This is a genomic window from Sorangium sp. So ce295 (assembly GCF_051527405.1).
Lineage (GTDB): Bacteria > Myxococcota_A > Polyangia > Polyangiales > Polyangiaceae > Sorangium > Sorangium cellulosum_B.
Genome location: NZ_CP150324.1, coordinates 7276969 through 7298526, shown reverse-complemented (window position 1 = coordinate 7298526; position 21558 = coordinate 7276969). Strand labels below are relative to the sequence as shown.

The following is a 21558-nucleotide window of genomic DNA, read 5'->3' as shown; positions in this document are numbered from 1 at the left end:
TCGCCGAGCTCGAAATCCAATGGAGCATCGGACGCTTCGCCGGCGCGGGACGCTCCCGGGGCGACATCGGGCGAGGCACAAGGTCGCAAGGTCATGACGGGCGCTTCCCACGCTTCCCACCCAAGCTCCGGCCTCGTTGTCTGTATCATCGCCTCATGAGGCACCGCGGGGGACGGGGCTCGAGGGGATGGCCATCACGGCGGCTCGGGCCGACAGGAGCGCTGGCCGTCGCCGTCCCGCTCCTCTGTGCCTCGCTGTGGCCGTCGTTGGCCCGCGCCGACAGCTACGAGCGGTGCGTCCGCGAGGCGGCGACCCAGGCCGAGATCGACGCCTGTGCCCCCAAGGACGAGCCCATCGAGGTGAGGGTGCGGGCGAAGCCGCCGGCCCGGAGCGCCTCCGACGTCGAGGCGGACGCGCAGGTCCTCGCCGCGGCGCCGCACGGCTCGGGCGCCGACGTGCTGCGGGTCCTCCCGGGCGTCTTCATGAGCGATCGCGGCCTGCCCGGTCGCGCGCCGCACCTGTCGCTGCGCGGCTTCGACGGCACCTCGGGTCAAGACGTCGAGATCTTCGCCGGCAACATCCCGATGAACCAGGTCTCGCACATCCGTGCTCCTGGATATGCCGACATGCGCCTCATCATGCCGGAGGTGGTCCGTTCCGTCCGGATCGCCAGCGGCCCTCACGATCCGAGGCAAGGCGATTTCGGCGTCGCCGGCTCGCTCCGCATGGATCTCGGCCTGGAGGCGCCGGGCTTCTGGTTGAAGGGGGGAGTCGGCTCGTTCGGGACGAGGCGTGTCCTCATCGCGTTTGCGCCCGAGCACGACGAGATGATGGACACGTTCGCGGCCTTCGAGACCGACGCCACGGATGGCCCGGGGGGCGTGCGCGGCGGCGAGCGCAGCTCCTTCGTCGGGCAGCTCGGCGGGGGCAGCAACCAGGTCCAGTTCCGCGCGACGGTGGCCATCGGCTCGGCGCGCTTCGACTTTCCCGGCTACCTGCCGCAGGGCCCCGTGGAGCGGGGCGCCGCCCCCTACGCGGCGCAGCGGCCGCTCGGCCGCGACAGGACATCGCAGGCGCTCGTCGGCTCCGATGTCCTGTGGAGCCTCGGCGAGGGCACGATGGGCATCGGCGGGTTCGCGGGCAAGACCAAGACGACGTTTCACCAGAACCTCACCGGGTACGCGCTCGACCAGCTCGCCGGCGAGCCGATCGTCCGGAGCGACGACAGCGAGATGGTGAACGACGCCTCGACCTTCGGCCTCACGGTGCTTTACCGCCATGGCGTCGAGATCACCTCGAAGCGCGATTCCATCGAGATGGGCGCCTACGCGCGCGTGGACACGGTCGACCAGACCGACACGCGCCTGTTCGAGGACGGCACGAGGAACGCCGCGCTCGTCGACGCGACGATCGACGCCACGAACGTGGCCGCGTATGCCGATCTCTCGCTCTACCCGATCAAGCGCGTGGTCGTCCGCGGCGGCGCGCGCCTCGACTCGCTCTCGTACGGCGTGCGGGATCGCACGAGCAACGCCGGGCTCGAGCGCACCGCGCAGGGCTTCGTCGTGTCGAGCAAGGCCATGGCCGACATCGCGGTCAGCGGCGGCGTGCACCTCGTGGCGAGCTACGGCGAGGGGTTCCGTTCCCCGCAGGCGCGCGACCTCGACGAGGGCGAGCGCGTGCCGTTCACCAGGGTGCGCAGCGTCGAGGCGGGCATCCGGCTGAAGGAGGGCAAGACCTTCCAGGGCTCGGCCGTGGGGTTCGGCTCGTGGCTCGGCAATGACCGCGTGTTCGACGCGGCGTCCCGGCAGCACGTCGAGGCCCCGCCGTCGGTGCGCGCCGGCGCGCAGGTCGTGATGAGCGCGCGCTCCGGCCCGTTCGGCGCGCACCTGAGCGGGACGTACACCCACGCTCGCTTCACCGGCTCCGACGCGCGCTTCGCGGAGGGCGACCCGGTGCCCTATGCGCCGGCGTTCGTCCTGCGCGACGACGTGTTCGCCTCGGGGGTCGTCGGCCGGCTCTCCGGCAAGGAGGTGACGGTCCGCGTGGGCGCCGGCGTCGAGGGCATGGCGGGTCGCTCCCTCCCGGGCGGGCGGGACGGCAAGGACGCTGTCAGCCTCGATGCCGTCGCGGCGGTCGGCTGGCGCGGCATGGAGCTCGCCCTGAACGGCACGAACCTCCTGGGCCTGCAGTATTACGACGCGCAGTACGTCTACGCCTCGAGCTTCGTGAAGGACAGCGCGCCCCCGCAGCCGTCGCCGCACGTGCTCGTCGCGGCGCCGACTGCGTGGATGCTGACGCTCCAGATCCACCTCCGTGGCAAGGAGCGCGCGCCGGAGCAGGCCTATTAGCAGCCCTTTTCAGCGGAGAAATTGAACAGGGAGGCGGGGAGTCAGGGAGTATTTGAAGATTTCCCTCCCCGTCTCCCCGCCTCCCTGTGAATTTCTCGAAGAATTTCAGGGGACTCTTGGGCTGTCTCCCTGTCCGGACGTCACCCGATCTCGCGGTAGTCGAACCAGTCGAAGTCCGCGTGCAGGCGTGTGCCGGCCAGGTCCTGGCACGCCATCCCGACGAAATTGCCCGTGAACCCGCAGGGGATCGCGTGCTCGTCCGACAGGATCGACGCGTCGTGCTCCCACCCCACCGTGTGGTAGGTGACGCCATCCCGCGAGTAGGAGAACGATATCCGCTCGTCCTTGATCTCGAGCCGCAGGAAGATGTTCTCCACCCCGTCCAGCACGTACTCCTTCTCGACAGGGAACGTCAGGTTCCCGCGCTCGCACTTCATGATCGAAAGGGCCTTCTCGGCGTGGTCCGCCCGGGAGACGTAGAGATAGTAGAACGAGTCCGTGCTGTAGAACGCAACGAGGCCCGCCATTTGCTGGAAGTGCTGAGGGGCGAACTGCATGCACGTCGTCGCTTGCACGTGTTTGGCCTGCTGGCGCCGCGCGACGAGGCTCTGCTCGAAGTTCGAGGTGATGCTCTCGCGCCCGATCAGGCGCAGGTACCCGGGGCGGGCGGCGAGGCTGCTCACGTCTGCCGGCAGCACGCGCGGCGACTGCCACTCGATGCTCAGCGCGGGCGTGTCGAAGTCGTCGCGCTCGGGTGTCTTCGGCCATTCGTGGCGAGCCAGCTTGGGCCCCTCGTAGACGTCCAGCGGAACCTGCCCGCCCGAAGTCAGCCGCGGCCACCCCTCGACCCAGGTGATCCCCTGGAGCGCCGTCTCGCGTCCCAGCGTCGACCGGCCATTCTTCAGCGGGCGACGGCACAGGTGCGCGAACGCCCACGAGCCGTCCTTGTTCTCCACGAAGCTACCGTGACCGGCGCTCTGGAGCAGCAGCTCGGGGTGGGACGCGCTGGAGATGAGCGGATTGTTGGGCATGACCTCGTAAGGGCCGTGAATCGAGCGAGAGCGGGCCACCGTCGCGGCGTGCGTGATGAACGTGCCACCCTCCGCGGTGAGCAGGTAGTAGTAGCCATCTCGCTTGTAGAGGTGCGGCCCCTCCACGAGCCCGAGCGCGGTGCCTCGGAAGATGTTCTCCACCGGACCGACGAGCTTCTTCTCCGTCGGGCTGTACTCCTGGAGCAAGATCCCGCCGAAGGGGTTGTTGCCCGGCCGGTGATCCCACACCATGTTCACGAGCCACTTGCGGCCGTCGTCGTCGTGGAACAGCGAAGGATCGAACCCCGAGCTGTTCAGGTAGATGGGCTCCGACCACGGACCGGTGATGGAAGGCGCGGTGACCAGGTAGTTGTGGACGTCCTTGAACGCCCCCGCCCAGCGTCGCGAATTCGTGTAGATGAGGTGAAACAAGCCGTCCGCGTAGGTCAGGCACGGCGCCCAGATCCCGCCGGAGTTGGGGTTGCCGCGCATGTCCAGCTGCGAGTACCGCTCCAGCGGCCGCGCGACCACCCGCCAGTTGACGAGGTCTTTCGAATGGGAGATCTGGACGCCCGGGTACCACTCGAACGTCGAGGTCGCGATGTAGTAATCGTCCCCCACGCGAACGATCGACGGATCGGGGTTGAACCCTCTCAGTGCCGGATTTTCCACCTTGCTCATTCACTCACCTTGATTGTCTCGTTGTGTTCCAGGGCAGCCAGTCCTGCTTCCAGAGCTCGACGGATACGCCCGGCACCGCAGGCGCACCCTGCCCAGGTCCCACCGCTCGCGCGCTCGGGCGAGGCACCGGAGGTGCGTGTCCGCGGCAGCTCGGGACGCGGCGCGAGCTCGGGATGCGGCGTGGGGGAGAAGGCATCATAGGGGAACGTGGCGTCTGCAACGTCGCCCCTGCTGGTTCCCGCATCTGCCGTCTGTGGCCGCGCGGCAGGACCTGCCGGAGGAGCTCCGCCGTCGGCGCGCGAGGGTAGCACCGCGCGCGCGCGCGTCCAGGCGCTTCGTCTCGCTGCGCGGGCGCCTCCTTCGGGCTCTGGCGACCGCGCGCCCGCTCACTCCGCCGCCGCCGTGAGCTGCGCCGCATCCGCCGGCCGCGCGCGGTTCCACGCGGACGCCACGGCGGCGAGCGACGCCATGTCGGCGTCCCCGTGCGTCCCCGCCCCGAAGCTGCGCTTGCGCCCGACCGAGATGGCCACGTAAGCCGCCGTCTCGTCGCCGGCGCTCCTCTGGAGCGCGTGCGCCGCGTGCTCGTCCACCGCGATCGCGATCCCCGTGTGGCGCGAGAGCGCGCTCGCGAGCGCCTCGACGGGGCTGCCGCCGGCGGCGCTCAGCACGTGGGCGACGCCTCGGATCTGCACGTGGAACTCGTGTCGTTCGTCCGCGCCCTGGCCGACGCGCCTGTGCCGGGTGACGCGGAGCGTCCCTGCGCGGTTCACGTACTCCCGCTCGAAGATCGCCAGGATCTCGGCCTTCTGCACCTCGCCCTCGGTCCGCTCCGCCCTGCGCTGCACGGCCTGGCTCACCTCGACGGCGAGCCCCCTCGGCAGCGCGTAGCCGTGGTCGTGCTCGAGCACGTAGGCCACGCCGCCCTTGCCCGACTGGCTGTTCACGCGGATCACCGCCTCGTAGCTGCGCCCGACGTCCTGCGGATCGATGGGCAGGTACGGCACCTCCCAGCGCGGGCTCCCGCCCTCGCGCAGCGCCTTGAACCCCTTCTTGATCGCGTCCTGGTGCGACCCGGAGAAGGCCGTGTACACGAGCTCGCCGACGTACGGGTGGCGCGGGTGGACCGGCAGGCGGTTGCAGTGCTCGACCGTCTCCTTGATCGACTGGACGTCATGGATCTCGAGCTCGGGATCCACGCCCTGGGACATCAGGTTGAGCGCCAGCGTCACGACGTCGACGTTGCCCGTGCGCTCGCCGTTCCCGAGCAGCGTGCCCTCGACGCGGTCGGCGCCCGCCATCACGGCCAGCTCCGCCGCGGCCACGGCGGTGCCGCGGTCGTTGTGCGGGTGCACGCTCAGCACGATGCTGTCGCGCTGCTTCAGGTTCCTGTGCATCCACTCGATCTGATCCGCGTACACGTTGGGCGTCGACATCTCCACGGTGGCGGGCAGGTTCAGGATGATCTTCCGTGAGGGCGTGGGCTCCCAGACGTCCATCACGGCCTCGCAGATCTCCTTCGCGAAATCGAGCTCGGTGCCCGTGAAGCTCTCGGGGGAGTACTCCAGCGCGACCTCGGTCCCGGGCGACCGCGCCGCGAGCTCCTTCACCAGCCGCGCCCCCCGCACGGCGATCTCGGTGATGCCCGCGCGATCCAGGCCGAACACCACGCGCCGCTGGAGCGTGGAGGTGGAGTTGTAGAGGTGGACGATGGCGCGGCGCGCCCCGCGGATGGCCTCGAAGGTGCGCTCGATCAGCTCGGCGCGCGCCTGGGTGAGCACCTGGATCGTCACGTCGTCCGGGATGAGCCCCTGGTCGATGATCCAGCGCACGAAGTCGAAGTCGGGCTGCGACGCGCTGGGGAAGCCCACCTCGATCTCCTTGAACCCCATGCGCAGGAGCTCGTGCCACATGCGGAGCTTGCGCTCGAGGCCCATGGGCTCGACGAGGGCCTGGTTGCCGTCGCGCAGGTCCACGCTGCACCAGCGCGGCGCCCTCTCGATCACGCGGCTGGGCCAGCGGCGATCGGGCAGGTGGATGGGTTGAAAGGGCTTGTACTTGTGGACAGGCATCGTGGACATGACAGGACTCCCTGAAAGCTAGCGATGGGAGTCGTCACGACACGACGACGAGGCGGAGGACCCCCACCGGGACCAAGAGAACCGAGGGGGCCGTACTGCGAGGAGCGACGTCGATCAGCAGCGCGCGCAAAGGCCCCCGGGCCGTAGGCCTAGGCAGGGGCGTAGGGAGCGCGCGCGAGGGACGGACATCGAGGGGGGCAATCTAGCGAACGTTCGCGCGACTGTCCAGCATCGCGGTGAGCGTGAGGAGCCACGGCGTGACGCTGTCCGCCTGAATCCCCTCGCGAGCTCGCGCCGATGGTCGAGCCGGCCGCTGGCCTGGAATCGCGGCCGAAGCCTTGCCGCTCGCTAGGCCGGCGCGGCGTCGCGCTCCTCCGCCTCCGGTGGGCTCAGCGGGAGCTCCACAACGAACGTCGCGCCGGCGCCCGGCTTGCTCTCCACCCGGATGGAGCCGCCGTGCGACGCCACGATGGAGCGTGCGATGTACAGCCCGAGGCCGAGGCCGCCGAAGTTGCGCACCGACACCGCGCGCTCGAAGCGCTCGAAGATCCTGGCCTGATCCGCCTCTGCGATCCCCATCCCGTGATCTCGCACCACGAGCAGCGCGCGATCGCCCTGCCTGCGCACGCTGACCTGGACGAGGCCGCCGGCGCCGTATTTCATCGCGTTCGATAGCAGATTCATGAGGACCTGCTCCAGGCGAGACGGATCCCAGCGCCCGACCACGGGCTCGTCCAGATCGAGCTCGACGTGGCAGCGGGCGTCCGCGAGCTGCTGGCTCATGCGCTCGACGACCTCGCGCGAGAGGGCCGCCAGATCGACCGGCGCGCGCGAGAGCGTCAGTCGCGCGGCGTTCAGCCGCGTGACGTCGAGCAGCTCGTCGACCAGGTGCCCGAGCCGCGCGAGCTGGCGATCGAGGATCCGCAGCGCCTTGTCGATCCGCTCGGGGGCGAGCTCGGCGCGCTGGTAGCGGCGGAGCAGGCGATCGACGAGCTGCGCCTGCATCTGCAGCGAGGTGAGCGGGGTCTTGAGCTCATGAGAGGCGACGAGCAGGAACTCGTCCCGCCGCCGGATCGCCTCCTGAGCCTCGGCGTACAGACGGGCGTTGTCGAGCGCGAGCGCCGCGCGGCCGCCCAGCTCCTCGGCCAGCCGCAGGTCGGCGGGGCCATAGCGGCGGCTGGGCGTGGTCGCCATCAGGGTCATGACCCCGAAGCACCTGTCGCGCGCGATGAGCGGAACCCGGAGGAAGGCGTGAACGCCGAGCTGCTGCAGGAGGGGCGCGGCGCGGACGTCGCCCACCTCGGGCCGGAGCGGCGACGCCGCTGTCAGGGGGCGCAGCGCGTCGTTCAGCGCTCCCAGCTGCTCGCCGGGCACCCCCGCGGCGGCCGCCGGGCCCGGCGCCCCGTCGTCGCAGTGCACCTCGACGATGCACTGGTCGGCGAGCTCGGGCACCGCGAGCTGCGCCACGCTCTCGAGGGTGGCGCTGTAACCGAGGGCCATCAGCTTGCGGCTCGCCTCGGCCAGGAAGCGCTCGGCCTGCTCGGCTCGCTTGCGCTCGGTGATGTCGGTGACCATGCCGCAGAGCACGCCGGGCATGACCTCCTCGCCGAGGAGGAATTTGACCGTCAGGAAGGTGTGCGGTCCGTCCTCCAGCAGGACCTCCTCCTCGCATTCCACCGGCTCGCCCGAGTCGCGCGCCTTCCGGTCGCTGCCCAGGAAGCTCTCGGTGGTCCGAGCAGAGAAGAGATCGGCGTCGGCCTTTCCGAGGAGCTCACGGCTCGGCAGGCGAACGAGGTTGCCCGCCTGCTGGTTGGCGAGCAGATATCGACCCTCCCGATCCTTCAGGAAGATGGCAGCCGCCGAGTTGTCGACGATGGCCTGCAGCGTCTCCTGGTTGGCCTTGAGCGCCTGTTCCGCCCGCCGCCGCTCGGCGTTCTCCTGCTCGATCTCGGAATAGAGCAGGGCGTTCTCCAGCGAGATCGCCGACTGCGCGGCGAGCAGCTCGAGCACGCTGAGCCGCGCGGGGGTGAAGGCGCCGGTGACGAGGTTGTTCTCCAGGTACAGCACGCCGATCAGCCGGGCCTCGCGCACGATGGGGAGGCAGAGCACCGATCGCGGGCGCTTGCGCCTGAAATACTCGTCCTCCATGAACGGGTGCCGGCCGGCGGCGTCGTCGAGCCGCACGTGCTCGTGGCTCCTGCGAACGTAGTTGAGGACGGATTGCGGCAGCGCGGCCGAGGGCGCCTCGCCCGCACCGAACAGCCGTACCGCGCCCCCGGGCGCCGCGAGCGTCGCCGCGGTCGACAGGTGATCCTCCCGGAGCAGGAGCACATGCCCCTCCTCGGCGCCGGCGTGCTCGACCACGATGCGCAGCAGCGTCTCGAGCAGGCGCGGGAGCTTGAGCTCGCCGGAGATGCTCCGCGCGGCCTTGACCACCGACAGGACGTCGAACTGCTCGGCCCGCACGGCGAAGGTGACGGTGGGGGCGATCGGCTTGCGCAGGGCGAGGTGGGGAAAGCGCTGATCGAGCTGCTCGACCTTGGCGTGGGCGCCCCAGCGGAAATAGCCGGCGCGGGCCTGCTGCAGGTGGGCGCCTTCGGACGTGGACAGGCCGCGCGCGCGGTAGAACCCCGCGGCGAGCTCGCTGGCGATGGCCTCGTGCTGGACGAAGCCGCCCGCCCGCGCCGACGTGATGGCCTGCTCGTAGAGCCGGCTCGCCTCCGGTTCGTTCCCGAGGAGCCGGGCGATCTCGGCGCGGACCAGGGCGTGCTTGTGCAGGAAGTTGTCGGGGCAGCTCCTGGCCCACTCGCCGAGCTGCCGCTCGCACTCGAGGAGCTCGTCGGGGAGCGCCTCTCGGGGGGATGGTCCCGCCTCGCGCGCCTCGTCGACGAGGGCCGCGCGCGCGAGCGCGCGATAGTAGACGCACTCGGCGAGCATCGCCTGTGCATGAGTCTTCCAGCGCCCATCGACGATCACACGGTCCGTCGCCGCGACGGCCTCGCCCTTGGAGCCGAGCAGGAACAGCGCCTGAGCCTTCAAGCAATAGTGGATGGTATACGAGCCCTGCAGGCTCTCCGCCTGAAGCCGCGCCTCGAAGGCCTCCTGATCCAGCTCCGATCCATCCGGCATCGAGAAGCGGGCCGGCCTCCCTCGCAGCGTCTGGATCAGGTGCCGGGCGCTGACGAAGGGGGGCTGAAACCACGCGTGACCGACCATGGGCACGAAATCGAGGCGATGTTCGAGCCCGTGAAGCACGTCCTCCAGCGGCTCGCCGGAGAGCAACTGGAGCAGCGGGGCCCAGACGCAGTTGAGGCCCGCGCTGACGATGTCGCCGGCCTCGAGCGCGGCGGTGAAGCCGATGCGCGTATAGAAATAGGTCTCTCTGTAGTGGCGCGTCCAGAAGACGATCATCTGTCCAAAGGTGGTGAACACCGAGGATTTCGTGGTGAGGACGCTGCTCCTGTCCGCCAGGTCGTAGGCGAGCTTGCCGAACAGATAAGCCTCCTGGTATCTCCCGAACCTCGGGCCGAGCACCATCGCGAAGGCGGCATACGCGCGGGCGGACGCCTCGGTGCTCCCGTGACGCAGGCTGAGCTTCACCATCTGCACGGCGAGCAGATAGTAGAGGTCCGGGTCCATGAGGAAAGCAGGGATGACCGTGCTCGCCAGGACGTCCATCGCGACCTTGATCTCCGGGCGCGTCATGGGCGGCAGGTGGATCAGGTCCTCGATCGCCCGGTCGCCCAGCGCCTGCCAGACGCCGCTCGTCTCCTCCCCTATCTCTGCGTCGGTGGGGTGGAGCGGAAGAGCGATGCCGCAGGCGCGCAGGAACGAGAGCCCGATCTCCACCGCGCGGGTGAACTCCCCGCGGGTCGTGTGCAGGTTCACGGCGAGCACGACCACCGCGGCGCGCTCGAGCCCGTCCCTCGCGCGCTCCATGAGCTCGCCGATGAACCGCTCGGCCTCGTCGAAGCCGCCGGTGGCGTACGCGCAGTGCGCGCGCTCGAAGATCAGGCTGTAGGTCAGCTCGTGCTGCGTCTCCCAGCGGTCGGGCGCGAGCAGGCCGAGGCCGGCGGCGAAGAAGGCGGTGGCAGACTCGAAGGCCGCCGCGGACTTGGCCCTCCTGCCGGCGCGGAGGTTCAGCGCCGCGACCTCCTCCCGCTCCGTCCGGGAACCCAGGAGCGCGGCGCCGCGATTGAGGTGCCCTGCGATGTCGAAGAGCGCCTCGTCGCGCTCCTCCGCGCGCCGTGCCGAGAGGAGCAGCCGGCCGATCCGGAGGTGCATCTCCGCGAGCTGTCCTGGCGAAATAAGCGAGTAAGCGGCCTGCTGTATCCGGTCATGGAGGAATCGATAGGAACCGTCCCGATGGAGGAGCAGCCCCTCCCGCACGGCCTCCTCGAGCGCGCCGCGGAGCTCCTCCGCCGGGCGGCCCGCGACCACCGAGAGGGGTTCGAGCTCCAGGCTGCTGCCGAGGCACGCGGCGAGCTTGAGCGCTTCCTGCGCCGGGGCCGAGAGCCGCTTCAGCTTGCCCGCCATCAGGTCGCCGACGTTGTCGGTGAAGCCCTTGTCGCGGATCGCGGCGATGTCCCATCGCCAGCTGCGCTGCTCCGCGTCGAAGGCGATGAGCCCCTCCTGGTGCAGCGCGAGCAGGAACTGGAGCACGAAGAAGGGGTTGCCGCCGGTCTTCTCGTGCACCAGCCGCGCGAGCGGCTCGACCTGCTCTCCCGGCGCATGGACGGCCTCGGCGACGAGCGCCCCGACGTGGGCTTCGGAGAGCGGCCCGAGGACGAGCTCGGAGACGGCGGCGCCGCGGCGCCGCGCCTCGGCCAGCGTGACCCGCAGCGGGTGGGCGGGGCCGACCTCGTTGTCGCGGTAGGCGCCGATCACCAGGAGGTGCTCGGACCCGGCGTAGGTGGCGAGCTGCTCGAGCAAGAGGAGGCTTCCCGCGTCGGCCCACTGCAGGTCGTCGAGGAAGAGCGCCACGGGGTGCTCCTTCTGGGCGCACACGGCGACGACGCGCTGGAGCGTCGCGTGCAGCCGGCTCTGGGCCTCGGCGGGCGGGAGCTCGGGCACGGGCGGCTGCGGGCCGAGCAGCAGCTCGAGCTCGGGGAGCATGTCGGCGAGCAACCTCCCGTCGGGGCCGACGGCCTCACGGAGGCGCTGTCTCCAGCGCTCGACCTGCTCCTCGCTCGCGCTGAGGATCTCCTGCACCAGCGCCCGGAACGCCTGACGGAAGGGGAGGTAGGGGACGTCCCGCTTGAGCTGTTCGAACTTGCCGGAGAGGAAGAATCCCCGCTCCCTCACGATCGGCCGGTGCAGCTCGGTGACGAGCGACGACTTCCCGATGCCCGCGTAGCCCGACACGAGCACGAGCTCTGGCCGGCCCTGCGCCACCACCCGCTCGAACACGGCGAGCAGCGCCGTGACCTCGCGCTCGCGCCCGTACAGCCGCTGCGGGACCCGGAACCGATCGGAGATGTCGCGCTGGCCGAGCGCGAAGGGCTGGATGGCGCCGCTCGCCCGCCACCGGGCGAAGCACTCTTCCAGGTCGTGCCGCAGGCCGAGCGCGCTCTGGTAGCGCTCCTCGGCGGCCTTGGAGAGCAGCTTGAGCACGACCGCGGACAGCGCCGGGGGAACCGAGGGGACGAGCGTGTGCGGCGCGAGCGGCGTCTGGGCGATGTGGCAATAGACCCACTCGACAGGATCGCTGGCCCGGAACGGCAGGGTGCCCGTCAGCATCTCGTAGAAGCTGACGCCGAGGGAGTACAGGTCGGTCCGCTCGTCGACCCAGCGGTTCATCCGGCCTGTCTGCTCGGGCGCCATGTACGCCAGCGTCCCCTCGATGAGCCGGGAGCGGGCGATGTCCTGGGACTCGCGGGGCGAGAGGCAGGCGATCCCGAGGTCGGTGATCTTCACCTGCCCGGTCTCGGGGTTTTCGAGCAGGTTCTGGGGCTTGATGTCCTTGTGGATGACGTGGTGCCGGTGCAGCTCGGCGAGCGCGTCGGTGATGCGGAGGGCGAGGGGAAAGAAGCGATCGAGCGGCATCGGCCCTCCCTGGAGCCGATCGAGCGACACGCCCCCGAAATCCTCCAGGACCAGCGCCGGCTGATCGCCGAGCATCTCGAGCCCATAGAGCTTGACGATGGCGGTGGTGTCGATCTTCCGGGTGATCTCGACCTCGTGAAGCAGCCGCTCGCGGGCGCGGGGGCTCGCGTGATCGCGCCGCAGGACCTTGAGCACCACGGGAAGGCCGTCGTCCTCGCGCACACCGCGGTAAAGAAGGGTGTCTGAACCCTCGTAGAGGATCGCGACGATGGCGTAACGGGACGACGCCCTGGGATCGGAGCAGACGGGAATGGTGCCCACGGGAGCCCTGCTACGGGGAATGTGCGACGCATGCTGCCATGGTCGGCGCGCATCGCCATCGCTTTGAGCGGGCGAGGCGCCGGCGTTGCAGTCACGCCGAGCTCGTCCGCTCCTGCGCTGCGGCGCGGCCGCGGCGTCGAGGCGGGATTACCGGCTCACGGGACTAGGGCTTGTCGAACTCGGGGATGAGCTTGCCGATCTGGCGAATGCTGCTCATGACCTGCTCGTGCGACAGGCGCCCGACCTGCTGGAAGCTCAGCAGGCGATCGATGCCGAGGTCCTGGTAGAATTTGATCTTCTGCCGGCACGTCTCCGGGCTGCCGACGATGAGCGAGTTCTGCTCCTTCAGGGCGTCGAACACCTCCTCGTTCGGGACCTCCTCGTTCTGCATGATGCGGGCGAGGACGGCGTTGGCCTTGGTCTCGGCCGGCGTCTTCCCCGCGCGGTCGCGCAGGAGCTGGCCCACAAGGCCGCCGCCCGCCGGGTCCTTGGCCAGCGCCTGCTCCTCGGCGTGGGTCCGCAGGAAATGCTCCTTCGCCTCGAAGAACGTGAAGGATCCGTTCGTGTACCACGCGGCCGCGGAGGCGGCGCCGTTCTCCATGGCCTGCTGATCCGTCTCGGCGCAATGAGCGAACGTGAAGAACCCGACCTGGTTGTTGATGAACGCGCCGACGGGCCGCTCACACCGGCGGATGGCCTCACGGTAGATGCCGATCCACTCCTTCACCTGGTCGGGCGGCGCCCACAGCGTGACGCCGAGCGCGCCGACCCCGTTGCGCCCGGCCTGCTCGAACGAGGCCAGGCTCGAGCAGGCCTGCCAGAGGGGCGGGTGGGGCTTCTGGTACGGCTTCGGGATGATGGGGACGTTGTTGATCTCGGCGTCCTCGCTCTTCCAGGAGAACCGCTCCTGAGTCCACATCTTCGGGATCATCTCGAACGCCTGCTGCATCTGGTCGCGCGTCCGGTCCGGAGGGATGTTGAACGTGCGCCACTCCGGGATGGTCGAGCGGGCCAGGCCGAGCTCAAGGCGCCCGCCGCTCAGGTGATCGAGCATGGCCGCGCGCTCGGCGACGCGGATGGGGTGGTTGAACCGGAACGGCGACAGCACCGAGGAGTGCCCGAGCCGTATCGACGTCGTGTGCTGCGAGATCGCCGCGAGCATCACCTCCGGCGCCGACGAGTAGCTGAACTCCTCGGCCGTGTGGTGCTCGACCTGCCAAAAGCAGCCGTACCCGAGCCGATCGGCGAGCTTCGCCTGCTCGAGGGTGTTCATGATGACCCTGTGCTCGTGGTCCTCCGACCACGGACGGGGACTCTGCATCTCTGTGAACAGGTCGATCTTCATTACTTCCTCCCTCGCGAGTGCTGCGCGCCAAGCATCGATCCGTCGCGTACAAAACGGCAATGTGTGGTTTGACGCACATCGATCTACATGTCGATGGACCGCCGGAGTCGGGCGCTCAGAGGCTGTGATGTGCGTGTGGACCGTCGCGGGAGACCTCCGGTGGAGGGCTTCTCGGGGGCTGGCGGTCCCGGTCCCGGGGCGCTCCGGGGGGCGCGGGCGATCGCCACATCTTCGCCACAACCTCTCCGCGTCTGTTCCTCGTCGGGCGCGCGGGCGCGCCTCACCCGGGGGGTACGCCCAGGGAGATCTGCGGCGGCCGTGACCAGGCCGCGCAGCGCTCACCCCGATGGAGGTCCTCGTGCAGGCGCAAGCTACCTGTTTCCCCGTAACGTCATCGCCCGAGGCCGGCACGGACGCCGGCCTGAACGAGCCCGCGGAGCGTCGAGACGACGCCCCCGCGGCCCCGGTGCCCGGCCCCGCCGTGGAGCCCACCGCAGGCGCCGGACACCGCAGCTGGACGGCTGCCCTCCTCGCGGAGCGGCCGGCCTCGGACCTCCGCGGCGACCTGGCCAGGTTCGGCGTCGGCCTCGGCCTCGCCTCGCTGTACGGCCTGGCGCTCGGCGCGCGGCAGGGCGGCGCGTCGTTCGCCCACCACGCCGCCGGTGTCCCTGCGGCCATGGTCGCCGTCGCCTGCGTCGGCGTGCCGGCGCTCACGATCGTGCTGACGCTCTTCGATGCGCCGCTCGACCCGCCACGCGCGCTCTCGGCGACGGCGCGCGCCGCCGCCGCGACCGGCCTCGTGCTCGGCGGCCTCGCGCCCGCCTCGGCGCTCTTCGTCGTGACGAGCGGGGCGGACGCGACAGCGGCCCTCATGGGGCTGCTCGGCCTCGCGGTGGGCGGCGCCGTCGGCATCTGCGTCCTGCTGCGTGACCTCGGCGCGGTGCTCCAGCGCGAAGGCGGTGTCGCCGGCGTGTCCCGGTCGACGGCGGCGCTCGTCGTGTTCGCGGCGTTCGCCGTGGTGCTCGCGCTGCGCGTGTGGTGGGGGATGCTGCCGATCCTGAAGGGAGGTGCCCTGTGAGCGCCTCCGTCGTGAGCCGTCTCCTCCGGGCGCCCTCCGAGGTGGCCGCGAGTTGCCGTGAAGACAGGGACATCCGCGCCATCGCGCTCGCGTCGCTCGGCGCCATCGCCCTCGGATCGGCCGTGTTCGGCGGCGTGATCGGGAGCTTCCGCGGCAGCGAGCAGATCGTCTTTGCGGCCGTCAAGGTGCCGCTGGCGATGCTGATCACGCTCGCGCTCTCGGTCCCGGCGCTCCACGCGTTCTCGGCCGTGCTCGGGCGCCCGTGGCCCATGCGGTCCGTCATCGCGCTCGCCCTCGCGTCGGCGGGCCGCTCGTCGCTGGTGCTGCTCGCGTTCGCGCCCGTGCTCTGGCTGGCCATCGACGTGGGGCTCGGCTACCACGCGTCGTCGGTCGCCGCCTGGCTCGCCTACGCCGTCGCGGGCCTCGCGGCGCTCGGCGTGCTCGTGCGGGGCATCGGCGCGGGCCGGGGCCGCTGGCTCACCGCGGTCGCCTTCATGGCCGTCTTCTTCGCCGTCGGCGGTCAGGCCGCGTGGATCCTCCGGCCCTACCTCGGGCGGCCGAGCGAGAAGGACGTCCCGTTCCTGCGCGCCCGCGAGGGGAGCTTCTCCGACGCGCTCGTGAAGAGCTTCCGCTCCTCGCTCGGGATCTACGACCGGGATCTGCGCTCGCTCGACGGCGTGGCGGAGGAGGCGCGATGAGCCTCCGCGATCTCGCGGTGCTGTACCTGATCGCCGGGCTCGCGTGCGCCGTGGCGGTGTACCGCGCCTCGCCCGAGGGGCGCCGCCGTGCCGCCCTGTCCGCGGCGCTCTGCGTGCCGCTCTGGCCCATCTGGGCGCCCGTCGCGCTCACGGTGGGCCGCGGGGAGGGCGGCGGGCGTCCGGTCGGCGCCGCGGGCGAGGCCGCCGCGCGCGTCCAGGGCGCGCTGCGCGAGGGGGTCAGCGCCTGCGCTGGCACCTCGTTCGAGGCGCTCCTGTCGCGCGAGGCGGCCTCGCGGATCGAGGCCGAGGTGGCGCGCGCCGCCGCCCGCCACGCCGAGCTCGACGCGCTGCTGCGCCAGAGCGGCTTCGACGAGGGCGCCGCCGCGGCGCGCGTCGCGGAGATCGAGCGGGGCGGCGGCGGCGCGGGGGGGCGGTCGCTGGCGACGGCGCACCTCCACCTCGAGAACATCCGGCGCCTGCGGGCGATGCGCGACCGCGACGCCCGCGCCCTCGAGGAGCTCGCGGATCTCGTCCAGGCGCTGCGCACGCAGCTCGTGCTGGCGCGCTTCGCCGGATCCTCGGTCGAGGGCGTCGGTGGTATCGTGTCCGAGGTCTGGGCGCGCGTGGAGGGCCTCGGCGCGGCGATCGACGCGCACGGCGCCGGAACAGAGGGACCGATCGCGACGTGAGCAAGCACATCCTGGTCGTCGACGATGAGGCGCGCATCCGCGAGGTGCTGCTCTACGCCCTGCAAAAGGAGGGGTACGCCGTGACGGCGGTGGCCGACGGTCGCGCTGCCGTCGAGGCGGCGGGGGCGGGCACGGTGGACCTCGTGGTGCTCGACGTGATGCTCCCCGGGCTCGACGGCCTCGAGGTGTGCCGGCGGCTGCGCGCCGGGAGCAGGACGCCGATCCTGTTCCTGTCGGCGCGCGCCGACGAGGTCGACCGGATCGTCGGCCTGGAGCTCGGCGGCGACGACTACCTCACGAAGCCGTTCTCGCCGCGGGAGCTCGTGGCGCGGGTGCGCGCGCTGCTCCGGCGGACCGAGGCGCCACCGCCGCCCGCGCCGGCGCCCACCGGCGCGCGCACCGCGGTCCTCCGCCACGGCCCGATCGAGGTCGACACCGAGCGTCACGAGGCGCGGTACCTCGGCCAGCCGGTGTCGCTCACGGCGACGGAGCTCGGCGTGCTCGGCGCGCTGCTGGAGCGGCCCGGGGTGGTGCTCTCGCGCGGGCAGCTCATGCAGCGCGCCTACCGCTACGACAACCTGATCACGGAGCGCACCATCGACACGCACGTTCGCCGGATTCGCGCGAAGTTCCGCGTGGTTGGCGGCGATCCGATCGCGACCGTCCACGGCGTCGGCTACAAGCTGCAGGGGGCGTAGCCGGGCCGCGATGCCTGGCCCCACGATGCGCACGATGATCGAGCGCCTGCGCTGGGAGCTCGGCCGGATCCGCGTCCGGCTGCTTGTCGTGAACCTGGTGGTGCTGCTCGTGCCCGTGGCGGGGCTCGAGTTTGCGCGCCTCTACGAGCGGCAGCTGCTCGGCTCGCTGGAGCGCGACATGGCGAACCAGGCGGTCCTGGTCGCCGCGATGCTCGCGTCGGATCTCGATCGAGGGCTCGAGCTCGACGCGCCCGAGCACGGCGACATCTTGACCCAGGCCGCGAGGCTCACGCGCACGCGCGTCCGGATCCTCGACAGGGCGGGCGCGGTCGTCGCCGACTCGCACGAGAACGGCCCGCCCGAGGGGCCCGAGCCGGCGGCCCCCGCGCTCGTGTCGACGCGCGGCCATCGCCCGAGCTCGGCGGACTTCCGGGAGCTCGCCGACAACGTGCAGCCGATCGGAAAGGGCGCGCGCGAGGGCTGGTCCGAGGTCCCGGATCGACCGGAGGTGCGCGAGGCGCTCGCCGGGCGCCGCGCGGCGCGGACGCGTGTCCGGCAGCAGGAGCTGGCGGTCTTCCTGTTCCTGGCCGAGCCGATCCGGCGGGGCGGCGAGGTGCTCGGCGCGGTGTACGTTGTCCGCTCGACGCAGCCGGTGCTTGTCGAGCTGCACCGGATCCGCTCGGGGCTCATCAAGGTCCTCGTGGTCGCGAGCCTGTTCACGGGCCTCGTCACGCTGGCGCTCGCGTGGTCGATCTCGAGGCCGCTCGGCAAGCTGTCGCGCGCCGCGAAGCGCATCGCGGCCGGCGAGCGCGACGTCGTGGTGCCCGTGTCGGGGACCGGCGAGATCCGCGAGCTCGGCGCGTCGTTTGCCGCGATGAACGAGCGGCTGGGGGCGCGGCTGCGTTACATCTCGGATTTTGCGGCCGATGTGGCGCACGAGTTCAAGTCGCCGCTGACGTCGATCCGGGGCGCCGCCGAGCTGCTCGACGAGGGGGCGGCGGACGATCTCGAGGCGCGGCGGCGCTTCCTGCGGAACATCGAGCTCGACGTGGCGCGGCTCGACCGGCTCGTGTCGAGGCTGCTCGAGCTGAGCCGGATCGAGGCCTCGATCGAGGCGATGACGGTGCTCGATCTGGAGGCGCTCGTGGCGCGCGTGGTGGAGCGGCGCGCGAGCCCGGGGCAGCCGGTGGAGCTGCGGTACGAGATGCCGACTCGGCTGCTCCGGGCGCGGCAGACGGACCTGGAGACGGCGCTCTTGAACCTCGTCGACAACGCGGTGAAGTTCTCGCCGCCGGGGGAGCCGGTGGTGGTGACCGTCGAGGGCGGGGAGGGGAGGGAAGGGGAGCGGACGGCGAGGATCTCGGTGCGCGACCGCGGGCCCGGGGTGCCGCCGCAGCACCTGCCGAGGATCTTCGACAGGTTCTTCACGACCGACGAGGGCCGCGACGGGACGGGGCTCGGGCTGGCGATCGTGAAGAGCGTGGTCGAGGCGCACGGCGGGGCGGTGACCGTGGAGAGCGCGCCGGGGGAGGGGGCGAGCTTCGTGGTGGAGCTGCCGGTGCGGCAGTAGGAGAGGGGGAGGGCGGGCTGTGGTCAGCGCGGGCCGATCGCGTCACGCCTGTACCGCTTGACGCGTTGGTCATGTGCGCTCAGCCAGCCAGCACCTTCCGGATCTGCGGTTCAAACACCGTCCAGAAGAACCGCACCGATTCGACTATCTGCGCGCGGTAGGGCCCGAGGTCGTTCCAGTACTCGCCTGTCGCGTGCTCGTAGCGGTATGCGGGCCACCAGGCGGTGGTGGTGGCGAGCTTGTGCGGCTTGATGAGGTTGGCCTCTCTGAACGCCGCACGAAGCCTCCTCGACAGCTCCTTGCCGTCGTCGAGATCGAAATGTGTCCACACCCCTGTGTAGGCGCAGCTAGGAGACATCGTGAAATTGAGATGCCTCGACTTGTTCCACTCCAGGCCGATCCCGACCTTCGGCTCGAGCTCGCCTTCGCTCGATTCGAGCCATTCTGGCAAGATCAAGAAGATCTTCGGCCAATCCTCTTCCAGAGTTTTGTAAACCTGGATGTCCGGAGAAAGCTCGGCGGCGAGCCCGGCGATGTCATCTGCGCAAGAGCACAGAAAGGCGTGCGCGAGCTCGGCGGCGGGCTCGCCGAGGGCGGCCCACTGCTCGATGAGCTCCTGATGCCGGAGATAGAATACCGCGCGCGGATCGTCGATGTGGTTCATTGGAACTCCCTCTCCAGTGTGGCGAGATAGTTGGACGCCACCTCGCGTCCGTGCGCCGTCGCGCCCTTCCCCGGCGCGCAAGCCAGCGCGTCGCGGAGCATCACGGCGAGTTCGGCGTAGCTCATCGTCTTGAACGCCTCCCGCGCGTCGCCCGTCGCCGTCACGGGCGCTCGCCCCGATGGGGACAGGAAGACGAACAGCGCACCTGGCTCTGGACCGAAGCTCTCGTAAAGCTGGTCGCATTGCTGCGGCTGTTCATGTGCATCGATCTTGTTCTCGATCACGAGGTAGAGCCCAGGTCCAGCGACGACGACATCGGCGCGGGCCTTGCCCTTGCTCACCTCGAGGGCGGGCCGGGCGCGGTTCAGCTCGGCTGTCGGCGGATCGGACGTGCAGCGGCGGAGCAGCGCCTTGAGGAAGCCAGAGCCGAAGCCGTGTCGGCCCTGAGGATCGAGCAGCCACGCCAGCAGCGCGGAATGATACAGCTCCTGTCGGCTTTGCCCGAGGATGCTCAGGAGATCGTCCGGTCCGGCCACCCAGTGGCCATCTCTCAGCAGCGCCTCTTGCTCGGCGCGGAGCTCGGCGAGCTGTGTCTCCCACGCGGCGACCTGTGTCACGCGGGTCTCCTGCTCCCTCGCCACGATGGCGCGCCACTCGGTTGCGAGGTCGGTGAGCCGGGACTCGTCCGCTTCAGGCCCTGACGCGAAGAATGCCATGTGTCTCTTCCACCCTGTCCTCTCTGCGGACCTATGCGCCGCCTTGCGTACACGGGCCGTGGCCGGCCCCGGTCGCTCACCGAGCCCGTCGCTCACGCCGCCCACTCCAGCGCGAGCAGCTCGGCCTGCTTCAGCACCGTGTCGACCGCCTTCTCCGTCTTGTCGGGCGGATAGCCGAACTTCTTCAGCTTGCGGCGCACGAGGGTGCGGAGCTTCGCCCGCACCGTCTCCTTCACGGCCCAGTCGATGGTCACCGAGCTGCGGATGGTCTCGGTCAGCTCGCGGGCGATCTGCGCGAGCACCGCGTCGCCGAGGACCTTCACCGCCGAGTCGTTCGCCTCCAGGGCGTCATAGAAGGCCAGCTCGGCATCGCTGAGCTTCAGGTCCTCGCCGCGCTGCTGAGCGGACTTCATCTCCTTCGCGATGCGGATCAGCTCCTCGATCACCTGCGCCGTCTCGACGGCGCGGTTGCGGTACCGAGCGACGGTCCTCTCCAGCTTCTCGGAGAACGCCTCCGACTGGACCAGGTTGGTGCGCTTCCGGACCTTCAGCTCGTCGTGCAGGAGCTTCCGCAGGAGCTCGAGGGCGAGGTTCTTGTGCTGCATCGCGTTCACGTCGGCGAGGAACTCCTCCGACAGGATGGAGATGTCCGGCCGCTTGAGCCCGGCGGCGGCGAACACGTCGAATACGCCGTCCGTCGAGATGGCCTTCGACACGATCTGGCGGATCGCGAGCTCGACCTCGGCTTCCGACTTGCCCGAAGCCGATAGCGACGTCTTCACGACGGCGGCCTTCACGGCCTGGTAGAACGCCACCTCGTCGCGGATGGCCAGGGCTTCCTCGTGCGGTACCGAGAGCGCGAACGCCTTGCTCAGCTCCATCACGGCCTTCACGAGCCGGTCGCGCCCGCCTTCCAGCGCGAAGATGTGCTCCTGGGCGGCCGGCAGGAGCATCAGCCGCTCGATCGGCGAGCCGTTCACGAACGCCATGACGTCGAAGCCGTGGAACAGGCCGCGACAGATCTCGACCTTCTCCAGCATGACCGGCACCGCCTCGTCCTGAACCTGGGCGGCGTCGCCCTTGCCGCCGCTCTCGGTGTACGTGTCGAGCGCCTTGCGCAGGCTCTCGGCGAGGCCCAGATAGTCGACGACCAGCCCGCCGGGCTTGTCGCGGAACACGCGGTTCACGCGAGCGATGGCCTGCATGAGGCCGTGTCCCTGCATCGGCTTGTCCACGTAGAGCGTGTGCAGGCAGGGTGCGTCGAACCCCGTGAGCCACATGTCGCGCACGACGACGACTTTGAGGGGGTCGTTCGGGTCCTTCAGCCGGTCGCGAGGGTAGCCGAGGAGGACCTCGGACAGGTCGGCGCTGTGCGCCTGGACGATGGCCTCGATGAGCTGCTCACGGACGCGGTGGTCGCTCACGGGGAGGCAGAAGCGGGCCACCACGGCCAGGAGCTCGTCCCGGGTGAGGTGGGTCAGGAGGTCTCGCTTGGTCGGCATGCGGGTCGACAAGGTTACGCCCGCGTCGAATCGGCGATCAACCCGCACGGCGCCACGTAAGCCTCGCGGCGGGCCCAACCGGCGGGGCACG

At 70.5% G+C, this 21558-nt stretch carries 12 protein-coding genes and 1 pseudogene; 6 read left to right on the top strand and 7 right to left on the bottom strand.

Annotated features, from left to right (window positions below; translation table 11 throughout):
• The first annotated feature begins 266 nt into the window (after window positions 1–266).
• A complete protein-coding gene (locus tag WMF11_RS27695; protein ID WP_437972838.1) occupies window positions 267–2351 on the top strand; it encodes a TonB-dependent receptor in 2085 nt (694 codons plus the stop codon).
• A 140-nt stretch (window positions 2352–2491) separates the two neighbouring features.
• Here WMF11_RS27695 and WMF11_RS27690 read toward each other — a convergent pair whose 3' ends face one another.
• The 4 genes from WMF11_RS27690 to WMF11_RS27675 all read right to left on the bottom strand — a co-directional run bounded on the left by WMF11_RS27690 (window position 2492) and on the right by WMF11_RS27675 (window position 13852).
• The gene (locus tag WMF11_RS27690; protein ID WP_437972837.1) at window positions 2492–4063 is read right to left on the bottom strand and encodes a glycoside hydrolase family 43 protein; all 1572 of its coding nucleotides are present in this window, start codon (window positions 4061–4063) and stop codon (window positions 2492–2494) included.
• Window positions 4064–4449: 386 nt separating this feature from the next.
• Entirely contained in the window at window positions 4450–6141 is a 1692-nt protein-coding gene (gene leuA, locus WMF11_RS27685; RefSeq protein ID WP_437972836.1) for a 2-isopropylmalate synthase, read from the bottom strand.
• Between the two features lie 348 nt (window positions 6142–6489).
• Window positions 6490–12507 (bottom strand): AAA family ATPase, encoded by a 6018-nt coding sequence (locus tag WMF11_RS27680; RefSeq protein WP_437972835.1) that lies wholly within the window; start codon window positions 12505–12507, stop codon window positions 6490–6492.
• A 163-nt stretch (window positions 12508–12670) separates the two neighbouring features.
• Window positions 12671–13852, bottom strand: coding sequence for an LLM class flavin-dependent oxidoreductase (locus WMF11_RS27675; RefSeq protein WP_437902276.1), 1182 nt, complete (start codon window positions 13850–13852; stop codon window positions 12671–12673).
• A 358-nt stretch (window positions 13853–14210) separates the two neighbouring features.
• Here WMF11_RS27675 and WMF11_RS27670 point away from each other — a divergent pair, with 358 nt between their 5' ends.
• The 5 genes from WMF11_RS27670 to WMF11_RS27650 are packed head-to-tail and all read left to right on the top strand — an operon-like array spanning window position 14211 to window position 18585.
• Complete coding sequence (locus tag WMF11_RS27670; protein WP_437972834.1) at window positions 14211–14930, top strand: hypothetical protein; 720 nt, start codon at window positions 14211–14213, stop codon at window positions 14928–14930.
• Complete coding sequence (locus WMF11_RS27665) at window positions 14927–15628, top strand: hypothetical protein (RefSeq protein WP_437972833.1); 702 nt, start codon at window positions 14927–14929, stop codon at window positions 15626–15628. The genes WMF11_RS27670 and WMF11_RS27665 overlap by 4 nt, the downstream gene beginning before the upstream one ends.
• Window positions 15625–16317 (top strand): hypothetical protein, encoded by a 693-nt coding sequence (locus WMF11_RS27660; RefSeq protein ID WP_437972832.1) that lies wholly within the window; start codon window positions 15625–15627, stop codon window positions 16315–16317. The genes WMF11_RS27665 and WMF11_RS27660 overlap by 4 nt, the downstream gene beginning before the upstream one ends.
• A complete protein-coding gene (locus WMF11_RS27655) occupies window positions 16314–17015 on the top strand; it encodes a response regulator (RefSeq protein ID WP_437972831.1) in 702 nt (233 codons plus the stop codon). Before WMF11_RS27660 ends, WMF11_RS27655 begins: the two co-directional genes overlap by 4 nt.
• 25 nt (window positions 17016–17040) lie before the next feature.
• On the top strand, window positions 17041–18585 hold the full coding sequence (locus tag WMF11_RS27650) for a sensor histidine kinase (RefSeq protein WP_437972830.1): 1545 nt from the start codon (window positions 17041–17043) through the stop codon (window positions 18583–18585).
• A 79-nt stretch (window positions 18586–18664) separates the two neighbouring features.
• On the opposite strand, the gene WMF11_RS27645 is transcribed toward WMF11_RS27650, so the two are convergent.
• The 3 genes and pseudogenes from WMF11_RS27645 to WMF11_RS27635 all read right to left on the bottom strand — a co-directional run.
• Window positions 18665–19249, bottom strand: a complete 585-nt coding sequence (locus WMF11_RS27645) for a hypothetical protein (RefSeq protein ID WP_437972829.1) — start codon at window positions 19247–19249, stop codon at window positions 18665–18667.
• Window positions 19246–19965, bottom strand: a complete 720-nt coding sequence (locus WMF11_RS27640) for a PD-(D/E)XK nuclease family protein (RefSeq protein WP_437972828.1) — start codon at window positions 19963–19965, stop codon at window positions 19246–19248. Before WMF11_RS27640 ends, WMF11_RS27645 begins: the two co-directional genes overlap by 4 nt.
• A gap of 92 nt (window positions 19966–20057) precedes the next feature.
• Window positions 20058–21293, bottom strand: a pseudogene (locus WMF11_RS27635) (type I restriction enzyme endonuclease domain-containing protein); the annotation flags it as partial.
• Window positions 21294–21558: the final 265 nt, after the last annotated feature.